This is a genomic window from Miltoncostaea oceani, assembly GCF_018141545.1.
Classification (GTDB): Bacteria; Actinomycetota; Thermoleophilia; order Miltoncostaeales; family Miltoncostaeaceae; genus Miltoncostaea; species Miltoncostaea oceani.
In genome coordinates this window covers 1,325,770-1,349,030 of record NZ_CP064356.1, presented here as the reverse complement: position 1 = coordinate 1,349,030, position 23,261 = coordinate 1,325,770, and the positions used below count along the sequence as shown (strand labels likewise).

Here is a 23,261-nt window from a genome sequence, read left to right as displayed (position 1 = left end):
TCAGCCGATCACGATCGGCGGGCGCGGGATGGTGAAGGTCGTCGGGAACGGGATGTCGGGCGGCGTCTGCCGGGTGGTCGTCGGCGGCGGCGGCTCGACCGGGTCACGCGACGTGGTCGTGCCGGGCGGGGGGTCGGTGACCGGCGGGGGGTCGGCGGCGGGTGGCGCCGGGGCCGGCGCCGGAGCGGCCGGGGGCGGCACGGGGTCGCCGGCGGCCCCACCGTCGGGACCGGGGCGGGGCGCGGGCGGGGCCGTCGCGGGGACGTCGTCGTGGCCGGCGGCGCGACGGGGCGGGACCGGTGGTCGTCGCCGGGGGGGCCGACGGCACGGACCGCGGGGGCCGGCCCCGGCGGGACGGCGACGACCGGCGCGGGGGCGGCGGCCACGGTGGTGACCCGGCGGTCGAGGCGGCCGTGCGCGGCGGCGGGGCGGTCGTCGTCGCGGGAGCGGGGGGGACGGCGGGGAACCGGTCGTCGTGCCCGCCGCGGCGACCGGGGCGGCGGCGGGAGCGGGTGGCGTCGACCCCGACCGGGTCGCGACGACGATGGGGACGGCCACCAGCACGCCACCGCCAGCGCCCCGGCGCCGGCGACCCCGCGAGCCGTGCGCGCGGGCGGCCCGCCGCCGCGCCGCCGCGCGGCAGCCACCCCCACGCCGCGTTCCCCCGGCGAAGCGCACGAGCCCGCGTCCCTCGGCGGCGCGGGCGGCGTCCGCGCCCATGCCGAGCAGGAGCGGCAACGGCAGCCATGCGCGGTACCGGCGCCCGGCGTCCTCGAAGGCCTCCCGGGCGGCGCGGCACGACGGGCAGAGCTCCAGGTGCTGCGTGAGCACGTGGGCCCGGTCGGGGTCGAGCTCGCCGTCGACCAGCGCGGCGATGTCGCCGAGCCGCGCCCGGCAGCCCGGCTCCATCGACCCCACGTCGACCTGCTCCAGGCGGAGCTCGCGGCGGAGCCCCATCCGGGCGCGGGCCAGCAGCTGGGCGACGGCGCCGGGGGTGATGTCGAGCACCCGGCCGATGTCCTCGTAGCCCATCCCCTCCAGCTCCCGCAGGGCGAGGGCCAGGCGGTGGCGCTCCGGCAGGCGGGCGCTCGCCGCGCGCACGTCGTCGCCCTGCGCGCCGACGAGGGCCGAGAGCTGGGGGTCGGCGGCGAGGGCCGTGTCGGCGCCCGCGACGGTCTCGATCTCCGCCGACGGCGTCTCCCGCCGGCGCCCCTCGCTGCGGTCGTAGACGAGGTTCCGTGCGGTGCGGTGGAGGTACGCGGCGAGGTTGACGTCGCGCCCACGGAGGTCGTCGAGGCGCGCGAAGACGCGCAGGAACGCCTCCTGGGTGATGTCGCGGGCGTCCTCCCGGCTGCCGGTCAGCCGGTACGCGACGTTGTAGAGCCCGCTCTCGTGGCGGCCGAAGAGCGCGGTGAACGCGTCGCGGTCGCCGCGCAGGGCCTCCGCCCCGAGCTGTGCGTCGGTGAGGTCGGCGGTGCTCATCCCACGCGCTCCGGGGGACATGGATCCTCGCGCTCGTCGGCGTCGGGGGGGCGGTCGCGGAGAAAATCGCAGAAGGCGGCGTGTCGCGCGAGGTGCGCCTCCAGGCGACGGAGCCCCACCGCCGCCCAATCCGCCAGCATCTGCTCGTCGAGCGTGCGCGGGCCGCTCATGCGGGGCCGGGTGGGGCGGTCGTGGCCGGGATCCGGGACATCGGGGGCCTCCTCGGGTCGGTGGCGGTCACCTCCTCAACGCCCGCACGCCGCCGCCGTGACGGCCGGTGTGTAAGCGATTTGTGAGCGCACGGGGGCCCGGTCGGGGGAACGGGCGTGCGCACCGTCGGTCAAGTGCGCCCCGCCGCGACCGATAGGGGCAGGGCACGGGCATGTGGCGAGAGGATCCGCAGCAGTCGTGAACACCTTCGTTCTCCTGGGTTTGGCCGCCGCGCTGGCGTTGTTCCTGCTGCGCTCGAAGCGACGCCGCGCCGGTGGCGACGCGGACCCGACCCCCTCCCCCGCCCGCCCCGGTCGCGGCATCGGCCGTCGCCGTCGCGCCGCGGCGCCCGAGCCGGTCGCCGCCGACCACGTCACGTCCCCCTTCGCGTCACCGGCGCCCTTCGCGCCGCCCGCCTCCGGGGGCTTCGGGGCCGTCGAGACCTTCACCCCCGCCGAGCCGGTCCGTTCCCCCTTCCCGGCGACCCCGGCGCCGACCGACTGGGCCCCGGCCGAGACGATCGTCGAGCCGGGCTGGCCCCTCCCGGGCGAGATCGCGGGCACCTGGACCGGGGGACCGGAGTCCTCCCCCGCCCCCGTCGCGACGGTCGAGGCCCCCGTGGCCCACGCCGAGACGGCCGCCACCGCCACCCACGCCCCGCCGCGCTCCAGCGACTCGTGGGAGATGCCGGCGCTCACGCCGGTCGACCCGATCACCCCGCAGGCGCACCCCGTTGGCGACGAGCCCTCCGGCCCGCCCGCGTGGATCCCCGGCGCCGTGGACGCCACGCCCGCCTGGCCCGCCGCCGAGGACGCGCCGCCCGCGTGGGACCCGGGCGCCGACGCGCCCCCGCCCGCCCCGGACGCGCCCGCCGTGCAGTGGTCGCACGCCGACGCGGTCCCCGCCGCCGGGGAGCCGGTCCCGCCGGAGCCGGCCGCCGAACTGCCCCTCTGGCGACCCGAGCCGCCCCCGGCGCCCGCCGATCACGCACCCCCCGCGGACGCCCCCGCCGTCGACCTCCCCGCCGCCCAGGCGGCGGAGACGCTCCCCGCGCCCGACCCGGCGCCCGCGTGGGACGCCCCGGCCGCGCCCGAACCCGCCGGGATCGTGGAGCCCGCGCCCCTGCCGGAGTGGAACGCGCCGCCCCCCGAGCCGGCCCTCGCCCCCGCCTCCCCCGTCGCCGACGCCGCCCCCGCGTGGGAGCCGCCGGCGCCGGACCCCGTCGCCCCCGCGCCGTTCGTGGAGGCGGAGCCCGCCTGGGTCCCGCCCCCCGCCCCCGTCCTGGCCGAGCCCGCCCCCGTCGTGGTGGACCCCTCCCCCGCCGTCGCCGCCCCGGCGCCGGCCGCCGACCTCGGCGCGCAGTCGGCCGAGGTCGCCGAGCTGGTCCCGGCGGTCCTCTCCGCCCTGCGCCCCCTCGTGCGGGTGAGCGACCACGTCGGGATCACGCCGCGCATGCTGGTCGTCGTGCGCCACCTGGCGGCCGCGCCCCTCAGCGTCGGCGAGCTCGCCACGCTGCTCGGGGTCTCGCGGCCCGTCGTCGCCGACATCGCGGCCCGGCTGGAGTCCGCCGGCCTCACCCGCCGCGAACGCGACGAGAGCGACCGCCGCCGCGTGCGCCTCGTGCTCACCGGCCGCGGCCGCCGCGTGCACGACGAGGCCGCCGACGCCCCGCCCGCCGACGCCGTCGCCGGCGCCCTCGGCCGCATGGAGCCCGCCGACCGCGAGGCGCTCGTCCGCGGCCTCCGCGCCCTCTCCCGGAGCGCCTCCGCCTGACGCGCCGCCCGCCCGCCCCGCCCCCGGGGCGGAGCGGGTCCGGCGACCCCGGCGAGTTCGTGACGGCGGCCGCGGAGGGAAACCGCGCCCCGGGGCGAACAGCCGTCGACATATGAAAACCATCTTCGTCATCATCGGCGTGGTCGTGATCTTCGGGATCCTCATCTCGAGCGGTGGCATCGCCGGGGCCCTGTGCGTCAAGGGCGTCGGGTGCGTGCGATCGGACAGCGGCGGCCTCAAGGTCGACCAGCAGGAATCGGTCACCGTCTCGACCGGTTCCGCCGTCCGCCCGTGACCGCCGCCGCCCGGCGGACGTGAGCCACCCGGGCTCCATCCCGTTCGGACCGGAGCGCAAGGATCCCTCGTGGCGGTGGGGCTCGTTCCTGATCGGCGTGGCCTCGTTCGTGCTGATCGCGTGGATCGCCACGCTCGGCGGCATCAACCTGTTCGGCTGGTGGTGGATCGTCGCGGTCGTCCTCGGCGTGGTGTTCAGCGCCCGCTCGGGGCTCGCATGGACCCGCGGGGTGGTCCAGGACGTCGCGTCCGCCGCGCGCACGATCCAGCCGACCGTCGACATCCGCGGCCAGGCGGGCAGCACCTACCTGCTGCTCGAGCCGGCCAAGGCCAAGGGACCGAAGGTGCGGCCACGTGAGTTCGGGCCGCTGTGGTGGGCGCTCTACTCCGTCGTCGTCCGCGCCCCCGTCGCACTGGGCGACTGGGTGCTGACGCTCGCCTGGCGCGCCGGCGGGGCCCGCAACGCCAGCGCCGCCGCCCTCCGCCAACGGGTCCAGATGGAGCAGATCGACCGGCTCGAGGACCTCCCCGACCCCGATCGCGAGCGGTTCTGACCCCGCGGGAGCGATTCGCCGGAATCGCCGATCCCGGGTCCCCACGGCCAACGTCGCTTGCGCCCGGCCCCACCGGTGTGCCAAGCAGGGCGGTGGAGAGGCCCTGAATCCCGCAGAGGAACGGGTGAGCGTCACGGACACGCAGGCAGGGACGCCCGGATCGGGCGCGATCGTCATGGAGCTGGACGGCGAGCTGCGCCACGTCCGCGCGAGCGACGCGGCCCTGGCGATGGTCGGCCTGCCCGCCGAGGCCCTCCTCGGCCGCACCCCCACCGAGACGGGGTTGCCGCCGCAGGTGGTCGAGCCGCTCGAGCGCGAGCTGCGCGCCGCCGTGGCGAGCGGCGACGAGCGCCAGCTCGAGATCGAGATGCCGACCCCCGACGGCCTGCGCTGGCTGCACCTGCGGCTCGTGCCGGACGTCGCCGCCGGCGACGGCGCCCCCCGCGTCACGGTGCTCGCGACGGACATCACGGCGCGCAAGCACGCCGAGCTGCGCCTCAGCGGCGGCAACGCCGCGTTCCGGGCGCTGGTCGAGGACTCCCCCGACCCGATCGCGCTGATCGACGCCGACATGCGGGTGACGTACGTCAACGAGGCGCTCGAACGCGCCTCGGGCCGCCCCGCCGGGCTGATGCTGGGACGCCCCATCCGCGACGCGGGGATGGAGGACGACCTCATCGAGCGCTGGGAGCGGGCCGTGCGCGGGGTGTTCGCGACCGGCGAGCGCATGAGCATCGACTTCCGCTTCACGACGCCCGAGGGCCCGCGCTGGTTCAGCGCCCGCCTGCTGCCCGAGAGCGGCGGCATGCGCGACAGCGGCCACGTCATCGTCGTCTGCACCGACGTCACCGACCGGGTCAACCGCGAGGCCGAGCAGGCCGCGCTGCGCCGGGTCGCGACGGTCGTCGCGCGCGAGGCCGACCTCGAGGAGATCGGGCGGGTCGTGGCACAGGAGGCCGCGCTGCTGCTCAACGCGACGGGCAGCGCCGTCTACCGCTTCGAGAGCGAGACCGAGGCGACGTGCGTCGCCTCCCACCCCCCCGCCCAGGACGGCCCGGGGGCCGTCGTGAACCTCACCGACGCCTCCGCGACGGGGCGCACCGCCCGCACCGGGCACGCCGCCCGGGTCGACGACTACCGCCGCGGCCGCGGCGCCGACCCGGTGGTGCGCGAGGTCGTCGACGCCGGCCTGCGCAGCGGCATCGCCGCGCCCCTCTGGACCCGGGGACGCCTGTGGGGGGCGCTGACGGCCGGCTCCGCCCGCGCCGGGGCGTTCGGCTCGGCCGAGGAGCGGCGCCTCGCCGCGTTCGCCGAGCTGGCCGCGATCGCGGTCGCCAACGCCGAGACCCGCGAGGAGCTCGACCGCCTCGCCGACACCGACCCGCTGACGGGGCTCGCCAACCGCCGGGCGTTCACCGCGCGCCTGCACGGCGAGGTCGAGCGCGCCCGCCGCCACGGCCACCTGCTGTCGCTCGCGATCCTCGACCTGGACGACTTCAAGAGGATCAACGACACGCTCGGCCACCAGACCGGCGACGCCGTGCTCGCCGAGGTCGGCAAGCGGCTGACGACCACCAGCCGGGCCGGCGAGCTCGTCGCGCGGATGGGCGGCGAGGAGTTCGCCTGGATCCTCCCCGCCGTGGACATGGCCCACGCGATCCCCGCCGTCGAGCGGGCGTGCGCGTCGATCGCGTCGATCGAGGTCGAGGGGGCGCGCGGCGTCACCTGCTCCGCCGGGGTCTGCGACCTCGCCCTCGCCGGCGACGAGGACGAGCTGCTGCGCCGGGCCGACCGGGCCCTCTACCGCGCGAAGAGCGCGGGGCGCGACCGCGTGGAGCCCGCCACCACCTGACCGCCGCGGACGGGCTCGCTGTCCCCGGAGGGGGGCCTCGGGTACCCTCCCCCGGATGCCGTCCCACCGTGCGCCCGGGAATGAGCGCGACGCGAACCGGCGGGAGCTGCCCCCCCTGCGCGGGGAGCGCGCACGCCCCGCCGAACCGCAACGGCCCCCCCGGGTGTGGCCCCGCCGCGTCGCGATCGGCCTCGGCGCCCTCGTGTTCGGCTTCCTCTCCGGGTTCGCCCTGCGCGGATCCGGGCCGCAGGTGGGGACGACGGGACCCCCGCAGGGCGCGTTCCTCGGCCAGGCGGCGACCGACGACCTGAGCTTCCGGATCGAGTCGGACCTGCCGAGCCTGATGGAGACGGCGACCCTCGACTACGACGGCGGCGACGTGATCGACGAGGCCTTCGTCGCCGACGGCGTGCTCACATACCGCCCCCGCGACCTCGAGGAGGGCACCCACCGCCTCTCCTTCACGATCGACCAGCCGTACGTGCCGTGGCCGGTGCGGCGCGACTGGACGTTCACGATCGACCACACACGCCCCACCATCGAGATCACGGGGCCGAACCGGCCGGCGGTGCGGGGCGCCCCCGTGACGCTGTCGGGCACGGTCAGCGAGCCGTCGACGGTCACCGTCGACGACGCACCCGTCGAGGTCGCCGCGGACGGCACGTTCTCGGTGACGTTCCCCGAGCCCCCGGCCGGCGTCATCGCCGTGCGCGCGGTCGACCGGGCCGGCAACTCCCGCGGCGTCCGCACGTCGATCCCCCTCGTCACCCGCGAGCCGATCGAGGGCACCCGCGCCGTCCACATGACGGCGATCTCGTGGAACACCGACTTCCTGCGCGAGCCGGTGCTCGACATGCTCCGCAACGGCCAGATCAACACGATCGAGCTCGACCTGAAGGACGAGTCGGGGATCGTCGGCTACGACTCGCAGCTGCCGTTCGCGCGCCGCATCGGCGCGGTGCAGCCCGAGTACGACCTGGAGGAGGCCGTCGCCCAGATCCACGCCCTCGGCGGCCGCGTGATGGGGCGCATCGTCGCCTTCCGCGACCCCGTCCACGCCCGGTGGGCGTGGGACAACGGGGAACGCGACCAGGTGATCCAGGCGCCGGGCGGCCAGCCGTACGCGGGGTACGGCGGCTTCACGAACTTCTCCCACCCGGTGGTCCGCAAGTACAACGTCGACATCGCCCGCGAGGCGGCCCAGGCGGGCGTGGAGGACATCCTCTACGACTACGTCCGCCGGCCCGACGGCCCCCTCGAGACGATGCGCTTCCCCGGCATGAAGGGCGGCGCCCAGGCGTCGATCGTCTCGTTCCTCGGAGAGGCCCGGGAGGCGCTGGAGCCGACCGGCACGTTCCTCGGGGCGTCGCTGTTCGGCATCGCCGCCTTCCGGCCCCAGGACGTCGCGCAGGACGTCCGCCGGATCGCGCGGAACGTCGACTACATCGCCCCGCTGATCTACCCGTCCCACTGGGGCAGCGGCATCTACGGCATCGCCGACCCCGAGGCCGAGCCGCGTGAGGTGATCGTGCAGTCGGTGAGGACCTTCAACGAGCAGGTGAAGGGGACCGGGGCCCGCATCGTCCCGTGGCTGCAGGACTTCTCGCTGCGCGTCCCCTACGGCCCGAAGGAGGTCTGCGCCCAGGTCGACGGCGCCGCCGCCGAGGGCGTCGAGGAGTGGATCATGTGGGACGCCAACGTGACGTACACGCAGGCGGCCTGCCTCAAGGGCTGAGCGCGGCGCGGCCGGACGGGACGGCGCTTGCCGCCGCCGCCCGCGCCGTGAGATCGTCGTCCCCGGTGAGACGAGGACGCCGGATCCGGCTGGGCACCGCGGTCGCCGCGGGGCTCCTGGCCGTGCCGGCCGGTGCGCTCGGGGTCGCGACCGTGAACCTCGACCAGACCCGCCTCACGGTGACCGTGAACGCTGCCGCGGACGACCTGAACCAGCACGGGGTGATGATCGAGCCGTTCCGCGACTCCTTCCGCGACGGCTGGCGGGTGCGGCAGATCGCGGGTGGCGACGCGCGGATCGCCGACGGCGACGTCGGCGCCTGCGTCGAGAACGGCCTCGCCAACGACGTCGTCTGCAGCGGCGCCCGGTCGTCGATCCTGTTCACCGGTGGCCCGGGCGCGGACCGCGTGACGGTCGCCGACTCGCAGGCGATCGGCGACGTCGACCCGAACGGCTTCTTCGGGGCGCCCGCGGGCGACATCCGGTGCCTGGGCACGCCGGACGCGAGCGGCTCGCTCACCGTGGATCTCGGCGGCGGTGCAGACGTCTACCGGTACGGCCTGGTGCAGGGCTGCCCGGCCGGCTTCTTCCCCTCCCCCGGCTTCGTCGCCGCCCCGATCACGGTCTCCGGGGGCGACGGCGCCGACCAGCTCCTCGGGGGGCCGGTGGCGGAGACGCTCCGGGGGGGAGCCCGCGGCGACACCGTGCGCGGGGGAGGGGGCGACGACACCCTCGCCGGCGACCAGCCGCTCGGGGCTGGCCAGACGGGGGGACCGGACCTCCTCGACGGCGGCCCGGGCAACGACACCGTCACGTACCAGGGGGTCGCCCTGCCGGTCGGCGTGATCATCGGCGACGGGGTCGCGCAGGACGGGGCCCTCGGCCCGGTCAGCGAGGGCGACGAGGTGACCGCCGGCGTGGAGAACGTGATCGGCGGCGGGTCCTCGGACGCCATCGTGGGCACCGAGGCACCGAACCGGCTGACCGGCGGCGGGGGCCGCGACAACCTCGACGGCCGGGGCGGGACGGACACGCTCGACGGCGGCATCGGCGACGACTCGCTCTCGGGCGGCACGGAGTCCGACACGCTGCTCGGCGGCGAGGGGAACGACGTCATCGGCGCACGGGACGGCGTCCGCGACACCATCGACTGCGGGCCGGGGACCGACACCGCGTTCGTCGACCTCCAGGACCCCGGGAACCTCCTCATCATCCGCGGGCGGATCGTGGGCTGCGAGTCGGTCCTCGCCTCCGCGATCGACGACGGCCCGCCGGCCCGGATCGCGGGGCCGCGACTACGCCGCGCCGGGGGTCGCGCCGTCGTCGCGCTGGCGTGCCCCCGCGACGCGCGGGTGCGGTGCCGCGGCGTCCTCAGCCTGCGCGCGGCATCCGCGCCGGCGCGCCTCCTCGCCCGTGCGCGCTACGACGTCGCCCGCGGGCGCCGGGCCAAGGTCGCCCTCACGCTCCGCCGGCCGGCGCGGGGACGGATCGTCGCCACCACCGTCGAGCGGGGCGTCTCCCGCCTCGGTCCGCGCCGCGCCTTCGCGGTCCTCCGCGCCTAGCGGACGAGGCGCACCGGCCCCCGTCAGCCCTCGGCGAGCACGGCGCGCACGCCGTCGGCCGTGAGTGGGCGGTTGTAGACGGGGGCGCCGGGCTGCTGGCGGCGCCCGTCGCGCAGCGAGCCGGCGTCGACGGCGTCGAAGCCCATGTCGTCGATGAGCGCGGCGACGACCTCCTTGGCGTCGGCGTCGTCGCCGGCGATGGGGACCGCGAGGCGGTCGGGGTCGCCGGTCGCGCGTCCCTCGGTGCGGAGGCGCTCGTACCAGATGGTGTTGAGCGCCTTCACCACCCGCGCATCGGGGAGGAGGGCCGCGACGATCTCGCTCGACCCCGTCTCCCCCGTCTCGATCGCGTCGATGTGGCCGTCGCGGTCGGGGTAGTGGTTCATCGCGTCGATCACGATGCGCCCCGCCAGGGCGTCGGCGGGGAGGTCCTCCCGGGCGGAGAGGGGGACGGCGACGATCACGACGTCGGTGTCGGCGGCCTCCTCCACCGTCCCGGCGCGCGCCCGCGGGCCGATCGACCCGACGAGGTCGGCGAGGGATTCCGGGCCGCGCCGGTTGGCGATGACGACGTCGTGCCCCGCCCGGGCGAGCAGCGCCGCCGACGTGCCGCCGATGTTCCCCGACCCGATGATCCCGATCCGCATGGTGCGCTCCCGCTCCGGTGCCGAAGCGACCATCGTGACGCCCCCGGCCGCTCCGCGCCCCCGGGTAGTCCCAGGCGGGTCAGGGGATCGCCGCTCGCTCTCGGAGTCGCGCGATGACCCGCCCCGCCGCGTCCCGTGCCTCGATCCGGACCGTCGGGCCGGGTTCACGGTTGCGGGCGCGAGGGCCGAGGAGGATTGCCCACCCGTTGCCGACGGCGTCGGCGTCGCGCGCGCCTCCGGGCAGCAGGACCCGCATGCTCCGTGCGGCGAGGGGGACGGCGTACACCTGGAAACCGGGCCCGCCGCCGCAGTTGGTGATCCTCCCCTGCGGGACGCAGGTGAACCCGAACCCGTCGGTTCGGCGGGGCCCGGTGAACACGTTGCGCGGGGAGCCGGCGGTGGTGAGGTAGCTCCACACCGCCCACGGCCCGTCCGGACCGTCGGCCAGCAGGGCGCGCCGGACCGTCGCCGGGTCGCCGCGATCGGGGCCGAGCGTGCGGGACCCGACCATCGAGCGGACCATCGCCGGCAGCGGCCGCACGATCTCGCCGCGAACGGCGAGCGGCGGACCGACACGGTAGACGTCGCTGACCCAGACCACCGCGGGGATGGACCCCTGGTCCGGCAGGTACATCGAGATGGGCGAGCGTAGCCCGTTGCCGCTGGTGCCCGAGAGGAAGGAGCCGAGCTCCAGCGCGGGCGAGCCGGGGCGGGTGTCGAGGCGGCCGGCGGCGTCGGCCGTCGTGGTCTGCCAGACGTCGCCGTTCGTCGCGACGACGATCCGCTGTGGCCGCCCGAGCGCGGCGGCCCGCGCCGACACGTCGCTGAGGAGGCGATCCCATGCCGCACGACCGTCGGCGGACAGCCGCAGCGTGACCGTGATGGGCCGTCCCGGCGATCCCTGGTCGGACCTCTGGTCCGCGACCCCGGTCACCTGGAGGGGCGTCACCGAGGGGGTGTCCCGCACCAACATGTACTCGGCGGGCTGCAGGCGCTCGGCGTCGCCGCGGGCGTTCCGGACGTACTGCCGCCGCAGCACCGCGTACCCCTCGGGGAGTTCCAACACCTCGGAGCCCGCCGGTGCGGTCGCGAGTGGGAGGTCGGCGGCGCGCGGGGCGGGGCCCCGCACTGCGCCGCCACCCCGACGCACGAGCCACGCCATCCGGGCGGGGGCGTCGGGGGCGAGTTCCCGGGCGCGGCGCAGGGCGTTCGGCAGGCTGGCGAAGGTCCCGACGAGGACCCGGTCGAGGTCGTAGGCCGCGACGGCCGACCCGGTCACCACGTCGACGACCTCCTGTGACTCACGTGTCCCCTCGAGCGTCACGAGGGCCCGGTCGCGGTCCACCCGGACGACCTCGACGGGGTGTCCGCGCCGCGCCGCCCGGGCCCGGACGACGCGGACGAACCCCGCGTACGCCGCGTCCATGTCGAGACCGGCCACGGGACGGAGGACGACGTTCGCGGTCACCCCCGGTCGGCTCCGCGCCGTCGAGCGCTCCGGTCGCGCGGTGGGGGCGTCGTCGCCCGGCAGCAGCAGCCGTGGCGCGTAGTCGCCTCCAGGTGCCAGCAGCGCGATGGCGACGGCGGCGACCGCGGCGGCGGCGGCGAGGCCGGCCGCCGCGACCGCGAACCGGATCGTGCGGCGCCGGGTGGCGTGCCGGGGGGCGTCGTCGATCGCGGCGATCGCCGCCCGCCGGGCCCGGTCGCGCGCATCCGCGGTCGCCACGGCGTGGGGGGCGGCGCCCCGGATCCGCGGGACGAGGTCGCTCACGTCGTCACCCCCAGCCTCTGCCGCAGGTCGCGCATGGCGCGGGCGAGGCGCGACTGGGCCGTCCCCACGGGGATGCCGAGCAGGTCGGCCGCCTCCGCCAACGTGTAGCCGTACCAGTGGTGCAGCACCACCACCGTCCGCCGGTCCGGGTCGAGCATCCGGATCGCGGCGGCGACCTCCGGGTCGGGCGACGCGTCCTCCCAGTCGGCCGACGCGTCGTCGAGGGCGACCTCCTGCGCGCGGCGGCGGCGCGCGCGGCGCAGGTGGTCGAGGCCCTGGTTGACCGCGATGCGGCGCAGCCACGCACCGAACTCCCCCTCCCCCGACCATGCCGGGAGGGCACGGAACGCCTTCTCGAACGCCGCCTGGGCGACGTCGTCGGCGGCGGCCCGCTGCGCGGTGATCCCGAACGCCACCCGCCACACCGCGTCGAAGTGACGGGTGAACAGCGCCTCCGCGGCGGCGGCGTCGCCACGCAGGGCGCGGCGCACGAGGGCGGGGTCGTCGTCGCTCATCTCACCCGGTCTGACGACGCCCACCCCGCTCCTTGTCCCGGGCCCGCCACATCGTGCCCCGCGGGGCGGACGCGCGCCGTGCTCGCCGACCGGTGTGGTATCCACGGTCGGTGACCGGGCGATGAGCACCCGCGGCCGCGGTGACGGCGGCGGGATGGGGATGGGCATGGGGGTCCGGCCCGACCCGCCGCCGCGCCCCGACGACCCCGCCACGCGGAGGGCCAACGTCCGGCGCGTCATCGGCCTGTTCCGGCCCTACCGGCTACGGCTCGTCGCGGTCCTCTCGCTGATCGCGCTCGCGGCGGCGCTCGACATCGTCTCGCCCTTCCTGCTGAGGGCGATCCTCGACACCGCCCTGCCGGAACGCGACGACCGGCTCCTGACGATCCTCGTCGGCGGGATGATCGGGATCGCCGTCGCGACGGGGATCCTCGGCGTGTTCCAGACCCTCCTGTCGAACCAGGTCGGCCAGCGGGTCATGCACGACCTGCGCTCCGCCGTGTACCGGCACCTGCAGCGCATGTCCCTCGCGTTCTTCACCCGCACCCGCACCGGGGAGGTGCAGTCGCGGATCGCGAGCGACATCGGCGGGGTGCAGAACGTCGTCACGTCAACCGCCACGTCGATCGTCTCCAACGCGACGACGGTCATCGCGAGCGTCATCGCGATGTTCATCCTCGACTGGCGCCTCGCGGTCTTCTCGCTGGGGCTGCTGCCGTTCTTCGTGATCCTCACCCGCCGCGTCGGCGCGCAACGCAAGGAGATCACCACCAGCCGGCAGGAGACGATCGCCGACATGTCGAGCATCGTCCAGGAGTCCCTCTCGGTGTCGGGGATCCTCCTCGGGAAGACGATGGGGCGCTCCGGCGCCCTCGCCGACCGCTTCCACGCCGAGTCGCAGCGCCTCGCCGAGCTCGAGGTGCGCCAGCGGATGGCGGGCCGCTGGACGATGGCCTCCATCACCACGGCGTTCGCCGTCATGCCCGCCGCCGTCTACTGGTTCGCCGGCCAGACCTGGGTCGGCGACCCCGTCACCATCGGCACCGTCGTCGCGTTCACGACGCTCCAGACGCGCCTGTTCCGCCCCATCATGTCGCTGCTGAACGTGCAGATCGACATCCAGACGTCCCTCGCCCTGTTCGACCGGATCTTCGAGTACCAGGACCTCCCCGTCGACATCCGGGAGGCCCCCGACGCCGTCGTCCTCGACCGCGACCGGCTCCGCGGGGAGGTGCGCTTCGAGGACGTCTCGTTCTCGTACGACGGCACCCGCCGCACCCTCGACCACGTGTCCCTCGAGGTCCCCCCCGGCACCACCACGGCGGTCATCGGGGAGACGGGGTCGGGGAAGACGACGCTCGGCTACCTCGTCGCCCGGCTCTACGACGTCGAGGGCGGGCGCGTCACCATCGACGGCGTCGACGTGCGCGACGTCACCTTCGCCTCACTCGCCGACGCCGTCGGCGTCGTCTCCCAGGAGACGTACCTCGTGCACGCCACCGTGCGGGAGAACATCCGCTTCGCCCGGCCCGACGCCACCGACGAGGAGGTCGAGCAGGCGGCGATGGCGGCGCAGATCCACCGGGCCGTCTCCGCCCTGCCCGACGGCTACGACACCGTCGTCGGCGAACGCGGGTACCGGTTCTCCGGCGGCGAGAAGCAACGCATCGCCATCGCCCGCACCGTGCTGCGCAACCCCCCGATCCTCATCCTCGACGAGGCGACCAGCGCCCTCGACACCGAGACGGAACGGGCGGTGCAGGAGGCCCTCGAGGGGCTCGCGGAGGGCCGCACCGTCATCGCCATCGCCCACCGCCTCTCCACCATCCGCGACGCCGACCAGATCGTCGTGCTCGACGGCGGGCGGATCTCCGAGCGCGGCACCCACGCCGAGCTGCTCGCCCGGGGCGGGCAGTACGCCGCCATCCTCACCCGGGCGGGCGAGCTGGAACCCGCGGGCGGCTGACGGGTCACCGCCCCGCGCGGCGCAGCAACCGCGGCACCGTGGCCGCCGTGACGAGGGCGAGGACCGTCGCCACCACGATCCCGCCCGCCGCCCACGCGCCGAACAGGAGGACCACCGACAGCTCGCTGCCGAGACCCGCCACCGACGTCACCGTCGCCCGCGAGGGACCGGTGATGCGCTCCTGCAGCCGCACGTCGGCCACGACGAGGACCATCCGCCACAGGCCGTAGAAGAGGGCGAAGCCGGCGATCCCGGCGGGCCGCCCCAGGACCGCCGCCGCGCCGAGGGCGAGGGCCGCGACGCCGAGGGCCGCCGTCAGCGCCGCCGTGCCGGCGCCCGTGACGCGGCCGGCGAGGGCCGACCCGGCGGCGCCCGCGAGGGGCACCGCGAGCAGGGCCAGCGGGATCGCGCCGACCGGCACCCCCCAGTCCTCCGCGAGCAGCGGCGAGTACTCCTCGAGGCCCTCGAACGCCGTCAGGACCGCGATTGCCAGCACGGCGCCCCGCACAGGCGCCGCGCCCGCCGCCTCGCGCACGCCGGCGACCAGCGTCGCCAGGTACCCCGGCTCCGCCTCGCCGTCGTCCCCGGCGGCGACGCGGTGGTCGGGCAGGGACGCCGCGAGGGCGGCGGCGCCGAGGCACGTCCCGACGCTGACCCACCCCGCCAGCGTGTACCCGCCCACCGCCGCGAGCGCGCTCGCCGCCCCCGCGACGGGCACCTGGATCGCGAGGGACGCGGCCTCCGCGCGGCCCAGCACCGCGCCGTACCGCTGCCTCGCGCCCGCGTGGGTCAGCCCGTCGTGCAGCAGCGCCTGGAACGCCCCCGTCGCGAGGGAGCCGCCGACGCCCCACAGCACGAAGCCCGCCGCGAAGCCGGCGAACGACGGGACGGTGATCCACAGCGCGTACGCGAGGGCCTGCAGGACGCCCGCGCCCACGAGGGCGACGCGGCGCGAGTACCGGTCGGCGAGGGCCCCCGAGGGGACCTCGGCGACCACGGCGACGACCGACCAGATGATGAACAGCGCCGAGATCTGCGACCCCGACATGCCCGCGTCGGCGAACAGCAGCGCGTACAGGGGTACAGCGGCACCGCGTCCGCGAGCGCGCACCACGCGACGGCGCGGCGTGCGAGCCGCGTCGCGTCGTCAGGGGATCGGCGGGGGGATCACCAAGGGGGGTGCATCGCGTCTTTATACCACCCGTCGTACCCGCCCCCTGCGGGGGCGGTGGCGGCCGCTACTAGACTCGCGCCCATGACGACTCCCTCATCCCGCACACGCACCCGCGCCCGCCGGGTGGCGACGCCCCTCGCGGGCCTGCTGGCGCTCGGCGCCGCGACGGCCCTCGCCGAGCCCCCGCCCGCCGGCAACCTCGTCGCCAACCCCTCCTTCGAGCGCGACCCGAGCGCCGACTGGAGCGGGTTCCGGTCGACGTTCAGCCAGCTGCCGCTGGCGCCGGGCGAGGCCCCCGACGGCAGCTCGGCCGTTCAGGTCGTCGCCGGGCCGACCGCCGACGGCCTCGAGGGGTACTCGATCGACGACGCCGTCTCGTCGGGCGGCACGTCGGTGCCGGCGGGGACCCAGTTCGTCGCGTCCGCCTGGATCCGGGCGCAGAGCGCCCAGTCGATCGGCAAGCTCGGCAAGGTCTGGGTGCGCGAGCGGAACGCCGACGGCGACCTGATCGCCCGGCTCGAGGGCGAGGTCGTCCTCACCGGCGCGTTCCAGCAGGTCACGACGCCGGTCTTCACCTCCCAGCGCGCCGGCAGCCAGGTGGACGTCTACGTCTCGCAGATCCCCGCCCTGCCGGGCGACGCCTTCGCGGCCGACCTCGTCACGCTGTCCCGCAACGCCCCGCCCGCGGGCGTCATCAGCGCCTCCGACACCTCGCCGAAGGTGGGCGCCACGGTGACGTTCGGGTCCGCCCAGGTCACCGACCCGGAGGGCGGCGCCGTCGCCAGCCGCGCGTGGGACACGGCCGGCACCGGCGCGTTCGCCGACGGCACCGGGCCGAGCGTCACCCGGCGGTTCGACCGGGTCGGCACCTACGTCATCCGGCTCCGGTCGTCCGACGCGGCCGGCGCCACCAGCGTGCTGTCGCGCACGATCATCGTCTCCACCGACGGCCTGACCGAGTCGCCCCCGCCGAGCGGCGGCCCGGCCGTCCGGCCGTCCCTCGCGCGCTGGAAGGTCGGCACCAGCCGGGCCCGCGTCACTACCGCGCGGTTCCGCCTCAACACGGCGGTGCGACTCAGCACGGTGCTCGAGCGCAAGCGGGTCGGCCGCGCCGGGTACCAGCGGGTGCGCGCCACGAAGATCACCCGGGTCGCGGCCGGCAACCGCCGCCTGACCCTGGGCCGCAAGCTCACCGCCGGCCGCTACCGCGTCCGTCTCGTGCTGCGCCCGGCGTCCGGGACGCCCCGGACCGTCGTCAAGGGCTTCGTCATCCGCGCCCGGTAGCGGGCACGCGCCCCGCCCGGTGCACCGGGCGGGGCGCCGCGCAGGTCAGTCGCCGATGGGCTCCATGGGACCCGCCGCGGCGAGGCGGTGGAGGGCCGCGACGACCTCGGGCGCGAACTGCCCGCCCGCGCACGCCGCGCACTCCTCCAGCGCCTCCGCCACCGACCGTGGCGTGGTGTACGCGCGGACGCTGACCATCACGTCCCACGAGTCCGCGACGGCGAGGATGCGGGCGCCGTCGGGGATGTCCTCCCCCGCCAGCCCGTCGGGGTAGCCGCGCCCGTCGTACCGCTCGTGGTGGCCGCGCACCCACGCGATCTGCTCGGCGGAGAGGATGCCCCGCACGATGTCCGCCCCGAGCGGCGCGTGGCGCTTGATGACCTCGAACTCCTCGACGGTGAGGCGGGCGGGCTTGTGGAGCACGTCGTCGGGGACGCCGATCTTGCCGACGTCGTGGACGAGGGCCGCCTCGCTCAGGGCGAGGATGCGCTCCATCGGCCAGCCCATCGCCGTCGCGAGGCGCACCGCCATCTCGGCGACGCGCTCGGAGTGGCGGCGGGTCGAGGGGTCGCGGGCGTCCACCACCCGCGCGAGCAGCCGCAGCCCCGACAGGGTCTGGGAGCGCTCGAGCCGCTCGGCCCGCTCCTGGGCGGACAGCACCTCGACGACGTCGGGCGAGTACCGGAGGGTGACGTCACGCCCGTGCCCCTTCGCCCAGTAGAGGGCCCCGTCGGCGAGGCGGAAGAGCTCGGACGCGTCGCGGGCGTGGGCGGTGTCGCACACCCCCGCCGAGATCGACAGGTCACCGGCCGTCGCGAACGGAGCGTCCCCGATCGCCGACCGGGCCCGCTCCGCCGCGTTCCACGCCGCGTGCTCGTCGGCTCCGGGGAGGAGCCAGGCGAACTCCTCGCCGCCGACGCGCGCGAGGGTGTCCCCGGGGCGGGTGACGGCCGCGAGGCGCCGCGCGGCCTCCGCGAGGACGCGGTCGCCGACCTGGTGGCCGTGGGTGTCGTTGACGGCCTTGAAGCGGTCGAGGTCGAGCAGCACCAGCGACAGCGGGGTGCCCGCCCGCGTCGCCCCGTCGAACTCGGTCAGCAGCCGCTCCTGGAACGAGCGGTGGTTCAGCAGGCCGGTGAGGGGGTCGGCGGCGGCGCGGCGCTCGGCGTCCTCCAGGCTCAGGCGGGTCCCCTCGTGCAGGCGCGAGTTGGCGAGCGCCAGCGACGCGAGGGCGCCGAGGGAGCGCAGGCGGCGGCGGTCGCGGGGGGTGATGTCCCGGCGGTCGTCGTACGAGACGAACAACGTCCCGAGCAGCGCGGGGGCGCCCGCCTGCTCCACCGTGTGGTGCTCGAGGCGCAGGCCCGCGAAGGCCCCCGCCCCGATCGACCGGATCATGTCGGGCGAGATCCCGGGGTCGGCCCGGACGTCCTCGATCACGAGCAGGGGGTCGGGCCGCTCCAGGAGCCGCCGCAGCACCGGTAGCTCCTCCCGCAGGCGACGGGTGGCGCGCTCGAGGGCGTGGCGGCGCCGTGGGTCGCGCTCGGTGGTGTGCACCGCGCCGACGGGCCGTTCGGCGTCGCGGCTGACGTAGACCGTCGCGCGGTCGGCGCCCAGCTCGCGGCGCGCGGCCTCGGCGATCGCGTCGAGGGTCGCCGCGGGGTCGAGCCCGCCGGCGAGCAGAAGGGTCGACGTGTCGTCGGCGACGCGCTCGTGGCCCTCCATCGCGGCGACGACGATGCCGGTGACGTCGGCGAGGCGCGCGAGCGCCTCGGCCGCGGCGTGGCTGACGTCGCCGTCGAGGCGCACGGCGACGAGGCAGCCCCACACGCGGTCGCCGTGGCGGACCGGCGCCGCGGCACGGCTGCGGCAGCGGAACGCGCCGTCGGTGCCGCCGGCGTCGCGGTGCCAGACGGCGGGACGCCCCTCGGACACCGCCGCGGTGACCGCCGGGAGGTCGGCGAGCGGCACGGTCCGCGCCGGGCGGCACCGCTCCACGCCGCGCGCCATCCGGCTCTCGACGAGCTCCGCCTGCCCGCCGCCGTCGAGGCGCACCAGGACGCCGGCGTCGGCGCCGAGCAGGGCCCGGGCCTCCGTCGCGACGATGCGGAACAGCTCGGCCGTGGACGCCTGGCGGGCGACCGCCGTCGCGACCCGCGCGACGGCCGCGTGGGTGCGCGCCTCGAGCGCCTCGTCGCGCGCGACGCGGTGGCGCTCCCCCATCTCCCGCAGCACGCCGACGACCGCGCCATCGTCGATGGTGGTGGTGGTCACGGCGAGCCACCGCACGCGGCCGTCGGCGCCGGGGACCGCGACGACCTCGTCGCGGCGGGCGGGACCGGCGGCCAGGTCCGGCGCGGCCGGCAGGGCCCCGCCGGCCGCGCCGAGCAGTGCGCGTGCGGTGTCGTTGGCCACGAGGACCGCGCCGTCGCGGTCCCACACGACGACGCCGTCGGCGAGCCCGCCGAGCACGGCGGTCAGGGACGGTGCGGTCGGGGTGCCGCGGGGTGCGCGACGCGGCGGCGTCACGAGGGGGTCACGGCACGCGCGCAGGGTGACGGAGGGCCGCCGGGACTCGAGGCCCGCCGGCCCCGGTGGGAAAAGGGCACGCGGGGGATGGTGCCCGAACCCCGCGGATCCCACGCACGCCACGGGCTTCGCCCACCCGGACCCGTGCGGGGGCCCGGGTGGGGTCGTGGCGGCTCATCCCGCGATGCGCCCCGCAGGCAGGCGGGCCGGGTCGAACGGCGTCGCGTCGAGGGACGTCGACCGCCCGTCGAGCAGCATCTCGCTGACCATCCGCCCGGTCGCGGGGGAGTTCAGGATCCCCCACGACGCGTGGCCGGTGGCGATGATCGCCCCGGGGACGCCGGGGACGGGGCCGATCAGGGGGACGCCGTCGACGGTGAGGGGGCGGTAGCAGGCGGTCGCCGCGACGAGCTCGGCGTCGCCGAGGGCGGCGGAGTGGACGCCGGCGATCCGCCGCAGCTCCCCGACCGCGGCGTCGGTCGGTGCGATCTCCCCGGGGTCGTCGGGGAGGGTCCCGTGCTCGGGGTGCCCCGAGATGTAGACGGTCCCCCCCGCCCGCGGGTAGATCTCGATGGTGCTGCGGCGCCCGTCGCCGGCGACGTACTCGCTGAACACGGCCTGGGCGGGGGCGTCGGCGCCGAGGACGACGCTCGCGCTCTTCGTGCCGAAGACCTGCGGGAGCGGGATCCAGCGTTGCGCCTGCGGCGTCCACGGGCCGAGGGCGAGCACGACGGCGTCGGCGTCGCGGACCTCCCCGTCGATCGACACGCCCCGGACCGCCCCGGACGCCTCGTCGAGGACGAGTCCGTCGACCACGCCCGTCACGAGCTCCGCGCCGGCGGCGACGGCCTCCTCCGCGAGGGTGGTGGTGAACGCCCGCGGGTCGACCTGGGCGGTGGTCGCGGGGCCGCCGATGACCTCGTGGGCGACGACGTTCCCGTCGAGCCAGCCGGGGTTCGGCAGGCGCCGGTACCGCTCGAGGTCGCCCGCGTCGGCGGCGGCCGTCATGAGGGCGTCCATCGGCCGGTGGCCGAGGCGCTCCGCGCCGAGCTCGTCGGCGAGGGCCCGGTGCAGCGCGAAGCTCTCCCGCGCGAGCCCGTCGAGGGGCGTGCCGGTGTTCCAGTCGAGGGCGAGGAACCCGGCGGCCTTCCCCGACGCCGCCGCGGCGGGCCGCGCACGGTCGACGAGCACCGGCCGCGCGCCGCGGCGGGTGAGGAAGTAGGCGGTCGCGGCGCCGATGGCGCCCGCCCCGCAGATGACGATCCGATCCGGTGCCGTCACGGCACTCACGCTCCCGTCGCGGTCGTGGGGTCCTGCGGGGACGCTACCCGCTCGGTCGCCGGCGACGCCTGTCGCGTCCCCGGCGCCGGGTACCGTGCGTGGCGCGACGGTGGCGCCGGGCCGCCGTCCCGGACGGGGGGCGCGGGGTGACGGGGACACGTGGGGCCGGGGTGGTCGTGGCGACGGCGCTCGTGGCCGCGGCGCTGCTCGGCGGGGCCGGGGCCGAGCGGGCGGACGGATCGTGCGTCCTCGGCGTCACCTACCTGGGCGTGCCGTACCTCGGCACCGGTGCGGTCGCGGCGGCGGACGTCGGCGCACCCGTGGGGCCGGCGGTGCGGCCGGGGTGCGACGACGCGATCGTGATCGGCGCCCCGTCCACCCCGGAGCCCGACGTGGCGGTGGTCGCGCGGCGGATCGACGGGGTCGCCCCCCGGTTCGCCGTCGCCGTGCGCCCCACCGGCGGGGCGTCCGGGCCCGCGGACCTCATGGTGAACGGGGCGACACCCTGCACGGGGGCGACGGTCGCGGCCCGGCTCGCGTGCCTGCGGGCCCGGACGGCCCGGCTGCGGACCGGCCCGGCGCTGATGGCGCCCGTCGGCGCGCGGATCGGCGCGACCGTCGCGCTGGGCGTGCGCGCGCGCCCCCGGGCGTCGCTGCGGCGGGGCGCCGAGGCGCTGCTGCAGCACCGGGTCGGCACGCGGTGGCGGCTGGCGGCCCGTCTGCCGGTGACGGGCGCCGGTGCCCGCGCGACCGTCACGATCCCGGCCGTGCCGACCGGCCCGTACCGCATCGCCGAGCGGGTCCGCATCGACGGGTCCCCGGTCCTGCTGACGGCGGGCGTCACGGTGCTGCCGGCCTCCCCCGCCCCCTGACGCCGGCGGCCCCTCCCGTCCGTCCCGCTCGGGACGGTGTGATCGTCCGCGGGGTGGGTACGAGGTCTCCACGGAACCGGACGACGGAGGTGTGGCGATGGCACGGGATCACGGCCCGTCGGTGAGGGACGACGCGACCTACGAGGCGTTGCGCGACGAGGGCGCGAGCAAGGAGAAGGCCGCGCGCATCGCCAACGCGAAGGCCGCCGGCGACGACCCGTCGTCGAAGGGCGGCTCGGCGGGGAGGTACGAGGACAGGACGGTCGAGGACCTCCGCGAGACCGCCGCCGAGGTCGGCATCGAGGGTCGCTCGTCGATGACGAAGGACGAGCTGATCGACGCGTTGCGCAACCGCTGAGCGCCGGGTCCCCCCGTCGTCGCACCCTTCGCGGTTCCCTGCTTTCGTAAGGGGGGCCGTGGGTCCTACGATCGGGGCAGACCCATGTCCCTCACGCCCGACAGTGACGAGCCGCCGCTCGCCAGGTGGGAGCAGATGGAGGCCATGCGCGCCCTCGGCCGCCTCGCCACGGAGCGGACGCTGTCCGACCCCGACCGTGCGTGGCGGAGCCTCGGGCGCCTGACCGGGGCGCAGCGCGACTGGATCCTGTCCCAGCTCGACGAGGGCGACCGCCGGACGGAGATGCCACCCGGCGCCTGAGCAGGGTCAGCGGCACCCCGTGCAGGGTGCGCCGGTGATCCACGCGACCACCACCAGCACGGTCAGCAACAGGCAGGCCACGACCACCACGAGCCGCCCCCGTCCGCCGCTCACGGCGTCGACGCCTGCCGGGCGACGGTCATTCGTAGATGACGACGTCGGGGCGGGGCCGGAGGCGGAGGACCTGGGCGGGGGTCATGAGGCCGGTGTCCTCCTCGTAGAAGAGCTTGAAGCCCGTCGCGAAGCCGCGCCGGGCGCGCGTGACGCGCCGGTAGGTCCCGGCCTTGGCCTCGGCGGTCCCGAAGCCGTCGGCGTTGAGGACGTGGTCGATGCCGCGGTGGGTCCGGAGGCGGCCGCGCCGCTCGATCATGCCGTCCTCGAACTGGTGGATCAGGAGGAGCTTGTCGGGGAGGTCGTGGGCCGCGACGATCCGCGACATCCAGGCGGCGACGCGGTTGACCTCCTCCGCGTCGACCTGACCGATCACCCGTCCGGGCACCTCCCCCGGCCCCATGCGCCACTCGGGGTCGAGGGCCAGGCCCACGTCGGGCTGCACGAGGAACGGTGCGAGCGCCCGCGCCTCGGTCACGAAGTCCGACCGCCCCGGCTGGATGTCGAGGATCAGCAACGCCCCCGCGGCGCGGGCGGCCCGCAGGTACCGGCGGATCACCGCGGGGTCCTGGCGGAAGCGGTGGCGGCCGTCCGCGCCGGGGGCGGCGGTGGTGATCACCGCGATCAGCTCCATCGCCGGCATCACCGGCCTCCGGCCGGGCGTCGCCCAGGGGCGCACGGCGCGGCGCAGGCGGGCGCCCGCGGTGGCGGGGCTGCCGATGCCGAGGATCCCGAGGGCCTCGGCCTGCGGCGCCCCGTAGTGGGCGAGCACCCGGTGCTCGGGCAGGATGCTGCGCCCGCCGCCGGGGAGCCGGGGGCGCTCCGGCGTGGGCCGCGGGGCGGCGGGGGGCGGCGCGGGCGCCTGCGCCTGCGCGGCCCCCTCCCCACCGCGGGTGCCGGCGTGGACGACGGCCCCGAGGGCCGTCGCGCAGACGGCGAGCAGGACGGCCCCGACGAGCAGGGGCCTCATGGCGGGGCGCGGTCGCTGCACGGCGGG

20 protein-coding genes are annotated in these 23,261 nt (G+C 76.9%); 11 read left to right on the top strand and 9 right to left on the bottom strand.

Annotation, left to right across the window (positions count from 1 at the left end; genetic code table 11):
- Together IU369_RS23550 and IU369_RS06885 are read right to left on the bottom strand one after the other, a co-directional pair.
- Entirely contained in the window at positions 1–1,482 is a 1,482-nt protein-coding gene (locus IU369_RS23550; RefSeq protein WP_217923833.1) for a sigma-70 family RNA polymerase sigma factor, read from the bottom strand.
- Positions 1,479–1,652 carry a hypothetical protein gene (locus tag IU369_RS06885; RefSeq protein WP_217923832.1) on the bottom strand — a complete coding sequence of 58 codons (174 nt, stop codon included), beginning with the start codon at positions 1,650–1,652 and terminating at the stop codon, positions 1,479–1,481. The genes IU369_RS23550 and IU369_RS06885 overlap by 4 nt, the downstream gene beginning before the upstream one ends.
- A 238-nt stretch (positions 1,653–1,890) precedes the next feature.
- Here IU369_RS06885 and IU369_RS06880 point away from each other — a divergent pair, with 238 nt between their 5' ends.
- From IU369_RS06880 to IU369_RS06855, 6 genes are all read left to right on the top strand, one after another.
- Positions 1,891–3,465: a MarR family transcriptional regulator gene (locus IU369_RS06880; protein WP_217923831.1), complete on the top strand. Its 1,575-nt coding sequence runs from the start codon at positions 1,891–1,893 to the stop codon at positions 3,463–3,465.
- A 112-nt stretch (positions 3,466–3,577) separates the two neighbouring features.
- On the top strand, positions 3,578–3,760 hold the full coding sequence (locus IU369_RS06875) for a hypothetical protein (protein WP_217923830.1): 183 nt from the start codon (positions 3,578–3,580) through the stop codon (positions 3,758–3,760).
- Positions 3,761–3,779: 19 nt separating this feature from the next.
- Positions 3,780–4,313, top strand: a complete 534-nt coding sequence (locus tag IU369_RS06870) for a hypothetical protein (protein ID WP_217923829.1) — start codon at positions 3,780–3,782, stop codon at positions 4,311–4,313.
- Between the two features lie 124 nt (positions 4,314–4,437).
- Positions 4,438–6,165, top strand: coding sequence for a sensor domain-containing diguanylate cyclase (locus tag IU369_RS06865; RefSeq protein ID WP_217923828.1), 1,728 nt, complete (start codon positions 4,438–4,440; stop codon positions 6,163–6,165).
- A 55-nt stretch (positions 6,166–6,220) separates the two neighbouring features.
- Positions 6,221–7,900: a putative glycoside hydrolase gene (locus tag IU369_RS06860; protein WP_217923827.1), complete on the top strand. Its 1,680-nt coding sequence runs from the start codon at positions 6,221–6,223 to the stop codon at positions 7,898–7,900.
- 65 nt (positions 7,901–7,965) lie between these two features.
- Entirely contained in the window at positions 7,966–9,462 is a 1,497-nt protein-coding gene (locus tag IU369_RS06855) for a calcium-binding protein (protein WP_217923826.1), read from the top strand.
- A gap of 23 nt (positions 9,463–9,485) precedes the next feature.
- Here the strand turns inward: IU369_RS06855 and IU369_RS06850 are convergent, their stop codons facing one another.
- The 3 genes from IU369_RS06850 to IU369_RS06840 are packed head-to-tail and all read right to left on the bottom strand — an operon-like array spanning position 9,486 to position 12,395.
- A complete protein-coding gene (locus IU369_RS06850) occupies positions 9,486–10,142 on the bottom strand; it encodes an NADPH-dependent F420 reductase (RefSeq protein WP_217923825.1) in 657 nt (218 codons plus the stop codon).
- 46 nt (positions 10,143–10,188) lie between these two features.
- Positions 10,189–11,880 (bottom strand): hypothetical protein, encoded by a 1,692-nt coding sequence (locus IU369_RS06845; protein ID WP_217923824.1) that lies wholly within the window; start codon positions 11,878–11,880, stop codon positions 10,189–10,191.
- Complete coding sequence (locus IU369_RS06840; RefSeq protein WP_217923823.1) at positions 11,877–12,395, bottom strand: RNA polymerase sigma factor; 519 nt, start codon at positions 12,393–12,395, stop codon at positions 11,877–11,879. The genes IU369_RS06845 and IU369_RS06840 overlap by 4 nt, the downstream gene beginning before the upstream one ends.
- Before the next feature lie 166 nt (positions 12,396–12,561).
- Between IU369_RS06840 and IU369_RS06835 the strand changes: the two genes are divergently transcribed.
- On the top strand, positions 12,562–14,361 hold the full coding sequence (locus IU369_RS06835; protein WP_343233224.1) for an ABC transporter ATP-binding protein: 1,800 nt from the start codon (positions 12,562–12,564) through the stop codon (positions 14,359–14,361).
- 4 nt (positions 14,362–14,365) lie between these two features.
- Here the strand turns inward: IU369_RS06835 and IU369_RS06830 are convergent, their stop codons facing one another.
- A complete protein-coding gene (locus tag IU369_RS06830; RefSeq protein ID WP_217923822.1) occupies positions 14,366–15,472 on the bottom strand; it encodes an MFS transporter in 1,107 nt (368 codons plus the stop codon).
- A 144-nt stretch (positions 15,473–15,616) separates the two neighbouring features.
- Here IU369_RS06830 and IU369_RS06825 point away from each other — a divergent pair, with 144 nt between their 5' ends.
- On the top strand, positions 15,617–16,819 hold the full coding sequence (locus IU369_RS06825; RefSeq protein ID WP_217923821.1) for a PKD domain-containing protein: 1,203 nt from the start codon (positions 15,617–15,619) through the stop codon (positions 16,817–16,819).
- 45 nt (positions 16,820–16,864) lie between these two features.
- Here the strand turns inward: IU369_RS06825 and IU369_RS06820 are convergent, their stop codons facing one another.
- Positions 16,865–19,342 carry a diguanylate cyclase gene (locus IU369_RS06820; RefSeq protein WP_217923820.1) on the bottom strand — a complete coding sequence of 826 codons (2,478 nt, stop codon included), beginning with the start codon at positions 19,340–19,342 and terminating at the stop codon, positions 16,865–16,867.
- Between the two features lie 174 nt (positions 19,343–19,516).
- Positions 19,517–20,623 (bottom strand): NAD(P)/FAD-dependent oxidoreductase, encoded by a 1,107-nt coding sequence (locus IU369_RS06815; RefSeq protein ID WP_217923819.1) that lies wholly within the window; start codon positions 20,621–20,623, stop codon positions 19,517–19,519.
- Between the two features lie 146 nt (positions 20,624–20,769).
- On the opposite strand from IU369_RS06815, the gene IU369_RS06810 reads away from it, so the two are divergent.
- From IU369_RS06810 to IU369_RS06800, 3 genes are all read left to right on the top strand, one after another.
- Positions 20,770–21,495 (top strand): DUF6281 family protein, encoded by a 726-nt coding sequence (locus IU369_RS06810; RefSeq protein WP_217923818.1) that lies wholly within the window; start codon positions 20,770–20,772, stop codon positions 21,493–21,495.
- Positions 21,496–21,592: 97 nt separating this feature from the next.
- Positions 21,593–21,853, top strand: coding sequence for a DUF7218 family protein (locus tag IU369_RS06805; RefSeq protein WP_217923817.1), 261 nt, complete (start codon positions 21,593–21,595; stop codon positions 21,851–21,853).
- Positions 21,854–21,937: 84 nt separating this feature from the next.
- Positions 21,938–22,153 (top strand): hypothetical protein, encoded by a 216-nt coding sequence (locus IU369_RS06800; protein WP_217923816.1) that lies wholly within the window; start codon positions 21,938–21,940, stop codon positions 22,151–22,153.
- 139 nt (positions 22,154–22,292) lie between these two features.
- Here IU369_RS06800 and IU369_RS06795 read toward each other — a convergent pair whose 3' ends face one another.
- Complete coding sequence (locus tag IU369_RS06795; RefSeq protein WP_217923815.1) at positions 22,293–23,234, bottom strand: hypothetical protein; 942 nt, start codon at positions 23,232–23,234, stop codon at positions 22,293–22,295.
- Positions 23,235–23,261 lie beyond the last annotated feature (27 nt).

Bases quoted from the DNA above. Each gene is read 5' to 3' on its own strand.
- IU369_RS06795 (WP_217923815.1), bottom strand. From the start codon at position 23,234: ATGAGGCCCCTGCTCGTCGGGGCCGTCCTGCTCGCCGTCTGCGCGACG.
- IU369_RS23550 (WP_217923833.1), bottom strand. From the start codon at position 1,482: ATGAGCACCGCCGACCTCACCGACGCACAGCTCGGGGCGGAGGCCCTG.
- IU369_RS06805 (WP_217923817.1), top strand. From the start codon at position 21,593: ATGGCACGGGATCACGGCCCGTCGGTGAGGGACGACGCGACCTACGAG.
- IU369_RS06800 (WP_217923816.1), top strand. From the start codon at position 21,938: ATGTCCCTCACGCCCGACAGTGACGAGCCGCCGCTCGCCAGGTGGGAG.
- IU369_RS06825 (WP_217923821.1), top strand. From the start codon at position 15,617: ATGACGACTCCCTCATCCCGCACACGCACCCGCGCCCGCCGGGTGGCG.
- IU369_RS06835 (WP_343233224.1), top strand. From the start codon at position 12,562: ATGGGGGTCCGGCCCGACCCGCCGCCGCGCCCCGACGACCCCGCCACG.
- IU369_RS06860 (WP_217923827.1), top strand. From the start codon at position 6,221: ATGCCGTCCCACCGTGCGCCCGGGAATGAGCGCGACGCGAACCGGCGG.
- IU369_RS06850 (WP_217923825.1), bottom strand. From the start codon at position 10,142: ATGGTCGCTTCGGCACCGGAGCGGGAGCGCACCATGCGGATCGGGATC.
- IU369_RS06885 (WP_217923832.1), bottom strand. From the start codon at position 1,652: ATGAGCGGCCCGCGCACGCTCGACGAGCAGATGCTGGCGGATTGGGCG.
- IU369_RS06875 (WP_217923830.1), top strand. From the start codon at position 3,578: ATGAAAACCATCTTCGTCATCATCGGCGTGGTCGTGATCTTCGGGATC.
- IU369_RS06840 (WP_217923823.1), bottom strand. From the start codon at position 12,395: ATGAGCGACGACGACCCCGCCCTCGTGCGCCGCGCCCTGCGTGGCGAC.